This is a genomic window from Hydrogenophaga taeniospiralis (assembly GCF_020510445.1).
Taxonomy (GTDB): domain Bacteria; phylum Pseudomonadota; class Gammaproteobacteria; order Burkholderiales; family Burkholderiaceae_C; genus Hydrogenophaga.
This window is the reverse complement of record NZ_JAHBAG010000001.1, coordinates 1,611,857-1,625,671: the sequence shown is the minus strand read 5'-3', so window position 1 is coordinate 1,625,671 and position 13,815 is coordinate 1,611,857. Positions and strand designations below refer to the sequence as shown.

The 13,815-nt window shown below is 64.0% G+C and carries 10 protein-coding genes; 5 read left to right on the top strand and 5 right to left on the bottom strand.

Annotation, left to right across the window (positions count from 1 at the left end; genetic code table 11):
• Position 1: 1 nt before the first annotated feature.
• A complete protein-coding gene (locus tag KIH07_RS07860; RefSeq protein ID WP_226491440.1) occupies positions 2 to 1,276 on the bottom strand; it encodes a ribulose-bisphosphate carboxylase large subunit family protein in 1,275 nt (424 codons plus the stop codon).
• A gap of 135 nt (positions 1,277 to 1,411) precedes the next feature.
• On the opposite strand from KIH07_RS07860, the gene KIH07_RS07855 reads away from it, so the two are divergent.
• Positions 1,412 to 2,296 carry a LysR substrate-binding domain-containing protein gene (locus KIH07_RS07855; protein WP_226491439.1) on the top strand — a complete coding sequence of 295 codons (885 nt, stop codon included), beginning with the start codon at positions 1,412 to 1,414 and terminating at the stop codon, positions 2,294 to 2,296.
• Between the two features lie 33 nt (positions 2,297 to 2,329).
• Here the strand turns inward: KIH07_RS07855 and KIH07_RS07850 are convergent, their stop codons facing one another.
• Entirely contained in the window at positions 2,330 to 3,082 is a 753-nt protein-coding gene (locus KIH07_RS07850) for an SDR family oxidoreductase (protein WP_226491438.1), read from the bottom strand.
• Between the two features lie 127 nt (positions 3,083 to 3,209).
• Here KIH07_RS07850 and KIH07_RS07845 point away from each other — a divergent pair, with 127 nt between their 5' ends.
• The 4 genes from KIH07_RS07845 (at position 3,210) to KIH07_RS07830 (ending at position 10,763) form a co-directional block, all read left to right on the top strand.
• Entirely contained in the window at positions 3,210 to 4,118 is a 909-nt protein-coding gene (locus KIH07_RS07845) for a LysR family transcriptional regulator (protein WP_226491437.1), read from the top strand.
• 434 nt (positions 4,119 to 4,552) lie between these two features.
• Positions 4,553 to 6,613 (top strand): elongation factor G, encoded by a 2,061-nt coding sequence (fusA, locus tag KIH07_RS07840; RefSeq protein ID WP_226491436.1) that lies wholly within the window; start codon positions 4,553 to 4,555, stop codon positions 6,611 to 6,613.
• Positions 6,614 to 7,132: 519 nt separating this feature from the next.
• On the top strand, positions 7,133 to 9,865 hold the full coding sequence (locus KIH07_RS07835; protein ID WP_226491435.1) for a restriction endonuclease: 2,733 nt from the start codon (positions 7,133 to 7,135) through the stop codon (positions 9,863 to 9,865).
• A gap of 412 nt (positions 9,866 to 10,277) precedes the next feature.
• Entirely contained in the window at positions 10,278 to 10,763 is a 486-nt protein-coding gene (locus KIH07_RS07830) for a GNAT family N-acetyltransferase (protein WP_226491434.1), read from the top strand.
• Positions 10,764 to 10,779: 16 nt separating this feature from the next.
• Here KIH07_RS07830 and KIH07_RS07825 read toward each other — a convergent pair whose 3' ends face one another.
• From KIH07_RS07825 to cysT, 3 genes are read right to left on the bottom strand one after another with little or no spacing between them, the layout of a single operon-like run.
• Entirely contained in the window at positions 10,780 to 11,871 is a 1,092-nt protein-coding gene (locus KIH07_RS07825) for a sulfate/molybdate ABC transporter ATP-binding protein (protein WP_226491433.1), read from the bottom strand.
• Entirely contained in the window at positions 11,868 to 12,881 is a 1,014-nt protein-coding gene (gene cysW / locus KIH07_RS07820; RefSeq protein WP_226491432.1) for a sulfate ABC transporter permease subunit CysW, read from the bottom strand. Before cysW ends, KIH07_RS07825 begins: the two co-directional genes overlap by 4 nt.
• Complete coding sequence (cysT, locus tag KIH07_RS07815; protein ID WP_226491431.1) at positions 12,878 to 13,762, bottom strand: sulfate ABC transporter permease subunit CysT; 885 nt, start codon at positions 13,760 to 13,762, stop codon at positions 12,878 to 12,880. Before cysT ends, cysW begins: the two co-directional genes overlap by 4 nt.
• Between the last annotated feature and the right edge of the window lie 53 nt (positions 13,763 to 13,815).

The following is a 13,815-nucleotide window of genomic DNA, read 5'->3' as shown; positions in this document are numbered from 1 at the left end:
CTCACCGCCCGGAGAAGTGCACCATGGCCCGCTGGAGTGCGGGGTGCGTTTTGGCATAGGTGTCCAGGCCAATGCCGGCCACCGCGGCCTCCCAGCCTTCGCGCATGCTGGCCATGCCCGCGGCGATGCCGTCGGGGTGACCGATGATGCCGCCGCCGGCCAGGTGCATGAGGTCCACCGAGCCCAGGGCCGCGTACAGGTCCGGCGCCTGACCCGCCCACTGGCCCGATGAGGACACCGGCATCAGTGCCTGCACCCCCGCCCAGGGCGCCAGGCAGGCGCGGGCCGAGGCGATCACCGACTCGTCGGGCTCCCAGAACTTGCTGCGGATGCCGTTGACGTGCAGGTGGTCCACGCCGGCCAGGCGCCACAGCTTCTGGTAGGCCTGGAACGAGAAGCCCAACCCCGGGTGCCGCGTGAGCGCTCCCCAGCCGTTGCGGTGGCCGTGGATCGGCAGCTGCGCGTGGCGGCGCAGATGCTCCACACCGGCGAAGCCCACCCAGTTGACGCTGACCATCACGCAGGTGCCGCCCGCGGCGAGCACCGCGTCGTGGCGGCGCAGCATCTCGTCGATCGAACCGGAGATGTTGATCGCGTACATCGGCATGCGGCCCAGGCGGTCGGCGTGGCGCTGCAGCACCGGCATGACGGCCCGCAGGCGCTCGTCGAACGGCGCATACGGCGGATCGGCGATCAGCTCATCGTCCTTGATGAAGTCGATGTCGGCCGCACACAGCTTGTCGACCAGTTCGGCGGTCTGGCCGGGCGTGAGGCCGATGCTGGGCTTGATGATGGTGCCGATCAGCGGCCGGTCGTGGACACCGGCCAGCTGCCGGGTGCCGGGCACCCCGAAGGCCGGGCCGGCGAACTGGGCGGCGTGCTCCGGCGACAGGTCCAGGTCCAACAGGCGCAGACCGGTGACCTCGCCCAACTCGTACAGGTTGCCGGCCACCGTGGCCAGCAGGCTGGACAGGCTGGCGCCGACGTTCGCCACCGGGAACGCGATGTCGATCTCGGCCCGGTGGAACACACCCCCGTGCGGGTGGCGATCGACGTAGGCGCTGGGCAGCGTGGCCTGCAGAGCCGGTGCGAGCGGCTCAATGCGGGTGACACGGGCACGTGAGCGCTCTTTCAGTTCGTCCGTCTCGCCGGGCAGCGAGATGAATGTGCCACTGGATTGCTCACCGGCGATGACCTGAGCAATCTTCTCGGAGGCGACCGAACTTTCGACGAAGTAGCGCGCGGTGAACTCGGCGCGGGGAGGATGTTTGGCCATCTGGCTGTGAGTTAATTTATGAACTGGAGCGAAAGATAAATGACGTTTCACTCTATGTAAAACGATATAATTTTTCCGTCCTGTGACATAAACTCACAACATATCCGGGTTGACCCTAGGTCGGAGAGTGCCCCCATGACCACGTCCCACAGACTTTCGCTCAACGCATTGCGAGCCTTTGAGGCCACGGCACGTCTGCGCAGCTTCAGCGCTGCGGCTGAAGAACTGTCGGTGACGCATGGCGCGGTCAGTCGTCACATCCGGATGCTGGAAGACACGCTGGGTCTGGCGCTGCTGCAGCGCACGGCGCAGGGGGCGACGCCGACCAGCGAAGGGCTGCGCCTGGCAGAGGGCCTCTCGACCGCCTTCGGGTTGATCCAGTCCAGCGTTGAGCAACTGAAGCCGGGCCCGCTCACCCTGGCGTGTTCCGAGTCGATCATGATGTACTGGCTCATTCCCCGGCTGGGTCGCTTCAAGGAAGACAACCCCGAGGTGGAACTGCGCTTCAACATGAGCCATGGGCCGATCGACTTCGCCCATGACAACGTCAGCGTGGCCATTCGTCTGTCATCGATCGATCCGCCCAAAGACGCCGTGCGCGCGGATGTGGCGCATGAGTGGATTGGGCCGGTTTGCTCGCCCGAGTACCTGCGGCAGCAACGCATCGAGTCGTTCGAAGATCTCGTTCGAGCACGGCTGATGGTCTCGCGCACCCGACCCACGGCCTGGGCCGACTGGGCCCGCTGCAGTGGGCAAGCGGATCAGGATTTGCGGGTCGACCAGTCATTCGACCACTTCTACCTGCTGATCCAGGGCGCCCGCTGCGGTCTGGGCATGGCCAATGTGCCCCGCATGCTGGTGCGGGATGATTTGATGAGTGGCACCCTGGTGGCGCCCATGGGCTTTGTGCGCGGCCCCAACCGGCTGTCGATCTGGACCGCTCCGCACCTCAGCCGCCGAGCCGATGTGGTGAAGCTGGTGGATTGGCTGCACGACGAGCTGCGGGCCACGGAGCCGTAGACCTTTGCCTGGGCTCCGCGGGGGCCGCCACGGTCAGCCGTTCAGCAAGCGGCCGCCGTCCACCACCAGTTCCGAACCCACAGTCCAGCGGGACTCGTCGGAGGCCAGGTACAGCACGGCCTTGGCCACCTCCTCGGGCGTGCCGAAGCGGCCGAGCGGGATGGTCGACACAATCGCCTTGTTGACCTGCTCGCGGTAGGCCTCGGGGATGCCGGCCTTGTCGTACAGCGGCGTCTCGACCGGGCCGGGGCTGACCGCGTTGACCCGGATGCCGCGCCCGAGCAATTCGGTCGACAGCGTCTTCGACATGTTCAGGAATGCCGCCTTGGTGGCGGCATAGACGGACGAGCGGTCCGCGCCGGTATGGGCGCTGACGGACGTGTTGAGCACCACGGAAGCGGGATTCGCGAACACCGGCAACAGGGCCTGGAGCAGGAAGTAAGGTCCCTTGACGTTGATGGCGAACGAGCGGTCGAACATGTCTTCCGTCCATTCCTCGATGGGCAACCAGACGGACACACCAGCGTTGAGGAAGGCGACGTCCAACTGGCCGTAATGGTCCTTGACGGTCTGTGCCAGTTCTTTCTGTGCGGCGACGCTGGACGAGTCCGCGCGCAGAACCGGGACCTCCGATCCGAGTTCGGCCTGGGCCTTCGCGATCGAATCGGGATTCACACCCGTCACGATGACGCGGGCACCTTCGGTCAGAAACTGCTTGGCGGTTTCCAGGCCGATGCCGCTGGTGCCGCCGGTGATGAGAGTGCGTTTGCCTTGCAGGCGGGACATAGGAAGCTCCTTTGATTGACGACCAACTGCGGTCGACTGGGAGTAATGTGCACCCATGCAATCAAACATATAAGATGCCATTTTTGAATATGTTTCATGCATTGGAAGCATGAATAGAAAGGAAGGCATGGACCGATTTCTCTGGATGACATGCTTCGCCCGAGCCGTAGAGATGGGGAGTTTTTCTGCCGCGGGGCGCGACTTGGGCCTCGGGCAGCCCAACGTCAGCCGCTACGTGGCTGCGCTGGAAGATCACCTGCAAACGCGGCTGCTGCACCGATCCACCCGCAAGCTTTCCTTGACGCCAGAGGGCGAGCGCTACTACGCCGACGTGCGGCGAATTCTGGATGCCGTGGACGAATCCGAATCCTCATTCAGGGACAACGTCGATCCATCGGGACTCTTGCGCGTGGCCTGTCCGACCGCGCTGGCCCATGCCTTCGTGATGCCACAGGTGCCGACTTTTCTGGAGCGTTATCCCAGATTGACGCTGGATCTCCAGATCAACGACCGCTACGTGAACCTGGTGGATGAAGGGACCGAGTTGGCGATCCGCATCGGACACCTGGAGGACAGTGCGCTGCGCGCCCGGCGCATCGGTATGTTCGAGCGGGTGTGCGTCGCCAGCAAAACCTATCTGGCCAAGCGAGGGGTCCCCCTCGTCCCCAATGACCTGCGCGGGCACGATTGCCTGGTCTACACCCTGCTGTCCTCCGGTGCGACATGGCGTTTTCGAGACGTCGATGTTCCGGTTTCCGGCAGGCTGAGGGTCAACTCACCCGAAGCCGTCCGCGCATCTGTCAGCGCAGGGCTGGGGGTTGCACACGGACCGGCATGGCTGTTCGCCGAAGGGCTCGAAGACGGCAGCTTGCAGTTGGTGCTGTCGGAATACGCTGTCCCACTTGTGCCGATTCAGATCATCTACGTTGCCAACAGGCTGCTATCCAAACGGGCCATCGTGTTCATGGACTTCATGACCGACGTGTTTTCAAACATTCCTGCGTTTGGAGGCGCAGGCGGGGTGCCGTGGCGGTAGAGGCATGTGGGCTGCTGCCCGTTTAGAAGCGACCTTCGAAGTTCCTAGTGCAGCTTTGCAGCGATTACCGCCGGTGATGTGCGCTCCGTCAATTCACGGTGACGGCCGCAGTGCAGTCGTTGAAAGCGCTCGACACATGTCGAGCGCGATGACCTGTCGCCGGCAACGGCATGCAGAGTCGACGGTGACAGTGGTCATGACGGGCTCAGAGAGTTGTTGTTAAGACATCTTGATGTGTGAGCCCATGTCTCAGCACGCTGGCAACAAGGGGGAGGTCAACGCGGCATGCATGCCGGTCAGGTATTGGAAATCGGCGGCGCAATCAATTTGCGTTAGCGCGGTCAATCCCGTACGCTGCCCCGACGTCCACACGCAACGCCCGAGCCCATGCGGGCCGCCGGGCCGGCCTTCCGGACGTGCAAAGGAGTCCAACCATGCCAAGCCGATCGAACGGCCTCACGGCCGAAATAAGAGCCGTGCGAACATTGGCGCTCGTAGGCGCCGCAGTCGCCGGCAAGACCTCGCTGGCCGAGGCCTTGCTGTACAAGGCGGGCGCCATCGGCGCGTGGGGCAGCGTCGAGCGCGGCAGCACCGTTAGCGACCACGACCCGCTCGAGCGCCGCATGCTGCATTCGCTCAACGCCTCGGTGATGCACCTCACGCATGCCGGCACGCGCATCTACCTCATCGACACGCCCGGCGGACCCGACTTCCTCGGCCAGAGCCTGCCGGCGCTGGAGGCGGTCGAGACGGTGGCGGTGGTCATCAATGCCGCCACCGGCATCGAGCCGATGGCGGTGCGCATGATGGAATACGCAGCCTCGCGCCGCCTCGCCCGCATGATCATCGTCAACAAGATCGACGCGCAGGGTGTCTCGCTGTCGGGGCTGCTGGCCGACATCCAGGCCACCTTCGGCCGCGAATGCCTGCCGCTGAACGTGCCCGACGGGGTCAACCGGCAGGTGATCGACTGCTTCTTCAACCGCTTCGGACGCTCCGACTTCGGCCCCGTCGAAGCGGCGCACCGCGCGCTGGTGGAGCAGGTGGTCGAGGTCGACGCGGCCTTCGTCGACCGCTACCTCGAGAAAGGCGACGTCGACCCGTCGGAGCTGCACGCGCCGCTGGAGCAGGCGCTGCGCGAAGGCCACCTGATCCCGGTGTGTTTCGCCTCGTCGCGCAGCGGCGCCGGCGTGGCCGAGTTGCTTGACGTGATCGTCAAACTCCTGCCCGATCCGACCGAAGCCAACCCGCCGAGCTTCATCGTTGGCGAAGGCGCTGAGGCCATGCCCATGGAGGCCAAGCCTGACTCGACGCTGCACGTGCTGGCGCATGTGTTCAAGGTCACGATCGACCCCTATGTCGGCAAGATGGGCATCTTTCGTGTGCACCAGGGCACGGTCACGCGCGACAGCCAGCTCTACATCGGCGACGGCCGCAAGCCGTTCAAGGTCGGGCACCTGTTCATGCTCCAGGGCAAGGACCACGTCGAGGTGTCGCACGCGCTGCCCGGAGACATCGTGGCGGTGGCCAAGGTCGACGAGATCCATTTCGATGCCGTGTTGCACGATGCGGCCGAAGACAGCCATGTGCACCTCGCTCCGCTGCCGTTCCCGGTGCCGGTGTACGGCCTGGCCGTGGAGCCCAAGCGGCATGGCGACGAGCAGCGCGCCTGGGAAATCCTCGGCAAGCTCGCGGCCGAGGACCCGTGCCTGCGCATCGAGCATGTGGCCGCGACCAACGAGACGGTCCTCTACGGGCTCGGCGAGCTGCACCTGCGCATCGTGCTCGAACGCCTGCGCGAGGTTTACCGCTTCGATGTCCAGACTCGGCCACCGCGCATCGCCTACCGCGAGACCGTGACCGCGCCGGCCGAGGGCCACTACCGCCACAAGAAGCAGAGCGGCGGTGCCGGCCAGTTCGCCGAAGTCTTCCTGCGCATCGAGCCGCTCGCGCGAGGCGCGGGCTTCGAGTTCGCCGACGAAGTCAGGGGCGGTGCGATCCCGGGCCAGTTCATCCCCGCGGTCGAGAAAGGCGTGCGCGAGGTTTTGGCGTACGGCGCGATCGCCGGCTTCCCCGTGGCCGACGTGCGCGTCGTCGTGTACGACGGCAAGCACCACAGCGTGGACAGCAAGGACATCGCCTTCGCGACCGCCGGCCGCAAGGCCTTCATGGCGGCGATTCGCGAGGCCCGGCCGGTTGTGCTCGAGCCGATTGTCCAGATCGAGATCGCCGTGCCCGAGCATTCCGTGGGCGACGTCACGAGCGACCTGTCGTTGCGGCGCGGCCTGGTCACAGGCACATCGGGCCTGGGGGCCGGCACCGTGGCCATCGGCGGTCAGGTGCCAGAGGCCGAGCTGGCCGACTACCAGTCGCGGCTCAATGCGATGACCAGCGGCCAGGGGCGCTACACCGTCGCGTTGTCGCACTACGAGGCCGTTCCGCCGGCCGTCCAACAGACGTTGATGGGGCGGTACCGGGTGCGCGAAGACGACTAGGAAAAGCACAGCGCCGATGCTCAGCTTGCACGCGCGTTGCCGAGCAATCGACTGGGGCGAACCGTGAGATCAAAATGCTCCATCGCCCGGCGATTGCGATCACCCAAATTCTTGTGGCAAATGTCCGATACGCAGCGAGTGCGGTCGGTGGCCGTCGTGCAGCCAACTCACGAGTACCGCCATGTACCGGTCGTTCGACCTCCGAGATCAGAGATCGCGCGAATGACTGCTACTAGACGCTGCGGGCAGACGACACCCGTGCCGCAGCTACCACCGCCTTCCTGCGGCGCTTCTACTTTCCGGTGCTGCTGCATAGGCCCTGACCTGTCGTACGCTCTGTATGGCTCGTCACCGAAGAGCGACCCTTATCGATCATCCACCGTGAACGACAGTAGCGAAGACCATGGGACCAAATCGGCACGCTGCGGCGACGGCCGCGCCACGTTGAAGTCGAGGTCAGCTTGCTCCCATCCCCCTCCTATCAGCCATACTGTGAATGCAGGAGGCAAGTTACCCAAAATGAACGAAGCTCAACCATTGCTCGACATCGCGGCGCCGCAAATAGTCATCATCGCTGAGGGCGACAACGCTGGTGTCCAAGCCCACGCCCGTGGGCACTTATTCGAGCGGTTCATCGCCCGCGTGTTTGAAGCGTTCGGATGTGAGCCTCCGACAAAGAGTACCGTAAACGTCCGACAGAGCGGCTATGAAGTAGACATTGCCGCACGCCTTACTCTTACCCGTGAAGCAGCCATCGCGGAGTGCAAGGCATACAGCTCATTTCTCCCGCTGTCTGCCGTTAGCAATTTCTATGGAAAGCTCGGCGCTGAACGTTTGGATGAACCATCAATGCATGGATGGTTCGTTGCTGTGCCCGGCCTTACCGCCGAAGGAAACGAGTTCGTGCGGAAGCTGGAAGCAAAGGACAAGCGATTCAAGCTAGTGACCGCCACGCAGATCTATGACCTCGTGAAACAGAAGGGATGGATTCGGCAGATCGAACCGTCAAGCGGGGCGGTGCTGTCGGACCATGCTCTCTTGCTCACAGCCAACGGTATAGCTGCGCTAGCCAAAGAACTGGATCCTGGCTCCCGCCTTCCTGTACGCGTACTAGTTCAACGAACATCCGGCAGGATGAGTGCGGCGGAAGTTGCGCTTGTAGCGGCTGACGAGTACGCGAGCGGCCTCCCAGTGCAGGACATGGCCGCAGGCCTAGCTCTGGACCGGCATGCAGCCTCGGCCGATGTGCCTACCCTGGTATCAGTCGTCGGAAGTGCTGCCGATTTCGAGTACCAGTTCCCTGCAGCACCCGCATTCTTTGTAGGTCGAGAGAATCTCCTTGCGATGGTCAAGAAGATTTCTGAAGAGGCTGGTGCCAAAGGGCGTGTGATCGTCCTAAATGCCCAATCTGGCTGGGGCAAGAGCTCGTTGGCGTTACGGATTGCAGATCAAGTTGAAACTGGTGGTGGCGCGGCCACCGTCATGGACACTCGTACGGCGGTAGTGCCGCAGTACGTGTCAGCTGCTCTCAGAAAGGCAATGACTGAGGCTGAGGCAAAGGGCAAGTTGACGCTGCCTTCTGACGCGTCCTTCGCGTCTCTTCAAAGCACACTGAAAACACTGCAGTCTTCAAAGTGGACGTCGGCCGCACCGCTATTGATTTTCTTTGACCAGTTCGAAAACGTATTCCGCGAACCTCGCCTAACTCAGGAATTTCGCGACCTAGCACTCGCGGTTCGGGAACTTTCAGCACCGATCCTGCTTGGGTTCTCGTGGAAAACCGATCTCGTCGGCTTGACTGAGAACTACCCGTACCGCCTGAGGGATGAGATCCGCGGCGCCTCCCTCGTGATCAATGTTGAACCGTTCGGTCCTGCAGAAGTCGGAACACTTCTGGGACGACTCGCGAAAGCAGCCGGCGCTAGCCTTTCGGCCGATCTAAAGCAGCGGCTTCGTGAGTATTCTCAAGGCCTTCCCTGGCTGCTGAAGAAGCTCGCAAGCCACATCCTCAAGCAGTTGCAGGCTGGCACGACAGAGGAGACATTGCTAGCCGAGTCGCTCAATATTGAGGGCCTTTTCGAGCAGGACCTGGCAGTCCTTGATGCCCCTGAAGTTGAAGCGCTTAGGGCCATTGCTCGCGAAGCTCCCGTGCTGGTGACGGAGATCGTCGAGCGCGTTAACCCCCCCGTCATTCAATCACTTGTTGACCAGCGCCTTGTAGTTCGCGTTGGCGAGCGCATTGACGTTTACTGGGATACCTTTCGTGAATTCTTGTTGACGGGCAAGGTGGCTGTCGAGGACACCTACATTCTTCGCCAGCGCGCGGCCTCCACGTCAAAGCTGCTGCAGTTTGTGGTGCAAAAGGGCGGCGAAGTCGGCACTGCTGAGGCGGCACGGGAGTTGGCTACGTCGCAGCACGTGGTGTTTAACGCGGCACGTGACCTCCGTCAGCTTGGGGTACTGGTTCCAAAGTCAGGTGGCCTCTTGTTGTCGGAACAGTTGCGCTCAGGGCCGCCCAGCGAGAACCTGATTCGTGAGCGAGTAGCCAAATCGCTGCGACGGCACACCGTTTTCGCGCGACTACAGCATCTCCTTGCTAGTGCCAACGAGCATGGGGTGTCGCTCGACACGCTCGCAACCGAGATGCCCAGTCTTTTCCCTGCGGTGGAGGCAACTCCGCATACGTGGCGTATATATGCCGTCTCGTTCAGTTCATGGCTGGACTATGCGGGGTTGATTCACTGGCGTGGTCAGATGCTCTTTGAGGCAAGTGCAGCTACTGGCAAGGCAACACTGCTAAGCACGAGAGAGCGCCTGCGCAAGACCTTCCCGCAAGGCGGCCCGGAAATGGCCATTGAGTACCTCCGTGCAAAGGTGCGCGGGGCGGCTCGTCCTATGAATAGTTCCGCTGCCCAGAAGGCCCACAACGACCTCTATGTCCTCGGCCTGATCGGTGCAGATGGGAGTCTCTTATCAAGTGCGATGCCATGCATTGACCTTTTGATCTCCGACGCACTGGATACATCGACCCTAAAGAGATTGCTAGGGCAAGTACCCGGTGGCCAATCAGCTCTTTCGCTGATCGAGGCCCAATCCGACGTACGGCCAGAAGTAGTCGGCGAAGCCCTGCGCGGCGCGTACGGCTTGCCTTGGGCGCCATCGACGACGGCGAAGGCAGGGACCCTGTTTCGCGTGTGGGCGCGACAAGCAGGCGTCTTTACGAGCAGAGTTCCTCAGAAGATCAACGAGTAGGACCACCGGCAGCAGTCGAAGGGGAGGACATGCCTGGATTTTGTTCAAGTACATCGGCCCGGCGACGGTCGATCACGTCCTCAGTGCTGATGATCACTTCACGATGAAGTGATCGACCCCTAACTAAGAATTTCAACGCCCCTTAGCGCACAGCCGTACCGCGGGACGTTCAACGTCAGGTCTTTGGGCGCAGCCGACATTCGGCGCCAAGATCTGATCGGCAGCAGCCAGCCTGAATCTGCCTTTCAGGCCGCAGAAAGTTGGCCTGTACAGGCCGCCATCTGTCAGACACAACTGACAACTGCGGCCATATCACCAACCATCGTTTCAATCCAAAACCGAGGCGGCGCAAGCGTGAGGGTTGCAAGAGAAAATGCCCCCTCCTTCAACGCCCCACCAGGAGCCGCTCCCCATGCTGACGATCCGCCCAGCCACCCCTGCCGACGACGACAACCTCTGGCAGATCATGGAGCCGATCATCCGCGCGGGGGAAACCTACGACTTCCCGCGCGACACCACCCGGGCCGCCGCGCTGGCCGCTTGGCTGGCGCCGGGTTTCCAGTGTTTTGTGGCCGCCGACGGGCAGCGGGTGCTGGGCACCTATGTGCTGCACCCGAACCGCCAGGGCGGCGGGTCGCATGTGGCGAACTGCGGCTACATGACGGCGTCCGATGCCACGGGCCAAGGGGTGGCGCGCGCCATGTGCGCGCACTCGCTGGACACGGCGCGGGCGCAGGGTTTTCGGGCGATGCAGTTCAACTTCGTGATCGCGAGCAACCACCGGGCCGTGAAGCTGTGGACCGGCATGGGCTTCGAGACCGTGGGCCGCCTGCCCGGCGCGTTTCTGCACCCCGTGCACGGCTACACCGACGCGCTGGTGATGTTTCAGCGCCTGTAAAACCGGGCACGGCCCGTCAAAGATCGACCTGCGGTTGCAAAAACACGCGCGCCTTGCGCGGTGACACGACCAGCGTCTCGCCTTCCTGCAGGCCCAGTTCGCGAAACTGCTGCGCGGGAATCTGCGCCTCGATCAGCGGGTCGTGGCCGGCGGGCTGGTTGCTCTCCACCGGCAACAGCTCCAGCCGCGCGATGGGGCCGACCACGACGGCGCGGCTGAGCGTGGCCACGATGCCGCTGGCGCCCGGCGTGTGGCGCTGCACGTCCAGGTCGTGCGGGCGCACGTAGGCGAAGGCCTGCGCGTTCTGTGCCCCGGCGTGTTCGGGCGTGTCGATCGCCACACCGTCCAGGTGCAACAGGCCCTCGTGCGCACGGCCATGGAACAGATTCACGTCGCCCAGGAAGCCGTAGACGAACGGGCTGGCCGGGTGGTCCCACACGTCCTGCGGCGAACCGCTCTGCTCCACCACGCCCCGGTTCATCAGCACCACGCGGTCGGCCACCTCCAGCGCCTCTTCCTGGTCGTGGGTGACGAAGATGCTGGTGACGTGCAGTTCGTCGTGCAGGCGGCGCAACCAGCGGCGCAGTTCCTTGCGCACCTTGGCATCGAGCGCGCCGAAGGGCTCGTCGAGCAGCAGCACCTGGGGTTCGACCGCGAGGGCGCGCGCGAGCGCGATGCGCTGGCGCTGGCCGCCCGAGAGCTGCGAGGGGTAGCGGTCGGCCAGCCAGTCGAGCTGCACCAGCTTGAGCAGGTCGGTCACCTTCGCCTTGATCTGAGCCTCGCTCGGGCGCTCGCCGCGCGGCTTCACGCGCAGGCCGAAGGCCACGTTCTCGAACACGCTCATGTGGCGGAACAACGCGTAGTGCTGGAACACGAAGCCCACGTTGCGCTCGCGCACGTGCACGTCGGTGGTGTCTTCGCCTGCAAACAGGATGCTGCCGGTGTCGGGCGTTTCCAACCCGGCGATGATGCGCAGCAGCGTGGTCTTGCCGCAGCCCGAGGGGCCGAGCAGCGCGAGCAGCTCGCCCGAGGCGATGTCGAGGTTGACGTCGCGCAGGGCTTGGAAGCTGCCGAAGTGCTTGTTGACGTTGCGGATTTCAATGCTCATGAGATGGCCGGGGTTTGACTCCCTCGCCCCTTTGGGGAGAGGGATGGAGCCTTCTTACCCCCTCGCCCCTCTGGGGAGAGGGTGGGGGTGAGGGGCTCGCGTGAAGGGAAATGGCCAGGGGGAGAGCCCTCACCCCAGCCCTCTCCCAGCGGGATAGGGAGCAAGAGGGAGCGCTCCATGCGCCACTCGGCCACCGACTTGATGGCCAGCGTGACCAGCGCCAGCAAGGCCAGCAGAGAGGCCACGGCGAACGCGGCCACCGACTGGTATTCGTTGTAGAGGATCTCCACGTGCAGCGGCATGGTGTTGGTCTGGCCGCGGATGTGGCCCGACACCACCGAGACCGCGCCGAACTCGCCCATGGCCCGCGCGTTGCACAGGATCACGCCGTAGATCAGGCCCCACCGGATGTTGGGCAGAGTCACGTACCAGAAGGTCTGCCAGCCGGTGGCGCCGAGCACCTGGGCCGCCTGCTCCTCGTCGTTGCCCTGCGCCTGCATCAGCGGGATCAGCTCGCGCGCGATGAAGGGGAAGGTGACGAAGATGGTGGCCAGGATGATGCCGGGCACGGCGAACACGATCTTGATGTCGTGCTCGGCCAGCCAGGGACCGAACCAGCCCTGCGCGCCGAACACCAGCACGTAGATCAAACCGGCCACCACGGGCGACACCGAGAACGGCAGGTCGATCAGCGTGGTCAGGAAGGACTTGCCCTTGAACTCGTACTTCGCGATGCACCAGGCCGCCGCCACGCCGAACACCAGGTTCAGCGGCACGGCCACCAGGGCGGTGATGAAGGTCAGGCGGATGGCGGACCAGGCGTCGGGCTCCCGGAGCGCTTCGGCGTAGGCGCCCCAGCCCTTGCGCAGGGCCTCGGTGGCCACGGCCGCCAGCGGCAGCACAAGAAACAGGAACATGAAGACCAGCGCGACGCCGGTGAGCGTGTAGCGCACCCAGGGCGCTTCGGTGGTGCCGCGTTTGCAGGTGCGGATGTTGTTCTGCGAGTTCATTGCGAATTCCCCGCAGAGCGCTTGCGCTGCCAGCCCTGTAATCCATTGATCACGAGCAGGAGCACAAACGAGATCACCAGCATCACCGTGGCCACCGCGGTGGCGCCGGCGTAGTCGTACTGCTCCAGCTTGCTGATGATGATCAGCGGCGTGATCTCGGACACCATGGGCATGTTGCCGGCGATGAAGATGACCGAGCCGTATTCACCCACGGCGCGGGCGAAGGCCATGGCAAAACCGGTCAGCAACGCGGGCGCGATGCTCGGGAAGATCACGCGGCTGAAGGTCTGCCAGCGCGTGGCGCCCAGGCAGGTGGCGGCCTCTTCCAGCTCCTTCTCGGCGTCTTCCAGCACCGGCTGCACGGTGCGCACCACAAACGGCAGGCCGATGAAGATCAGCGCGATCACGATGCCGTTGGGGTTGAAGGCGAGCTGGATGCCGTGCGGCTCCAGCAGCGAGCCGATCCAGCCGTTGCCGGCCAGCAGCGCGGTGAGCGAAATGCCGGCCACGGCGGTGGGCAGCGCGAACGGCAGGTCCACCAGCGCGTCCACGATCTTCTTGCCGGGGAAGCTGTAGCGCACCAGCACCCAGGCCACCAGCAGGCCGAACACCACGTTGACCAGCGCCGCGATGAACGACGCGCCGAACGTGAGCCGGTACGAGGCCAGCACGCGCGGCCCGGTGACCGCCTCCCAGAACTGCGGCCCGGTCAGCGTGAAGGTCTTGAAGATCAGCGCCGAGAGCGGGATCAGCACGATCAGGCACAGGTAAAACACCGTGAAGCCCAGCGTGAGGTTGAAGCCGGGCAGCACGCGCACCGGCGTGCGGCGCGGCGAAGCGGAAGAAGAAGCTGCCCCTGGGGGCAGCACAGCAGAAGTCATGGGAGATCCAATAAAGCGAAACCAACCCGGCGCGACGTGCCCCAAGCCAAGGG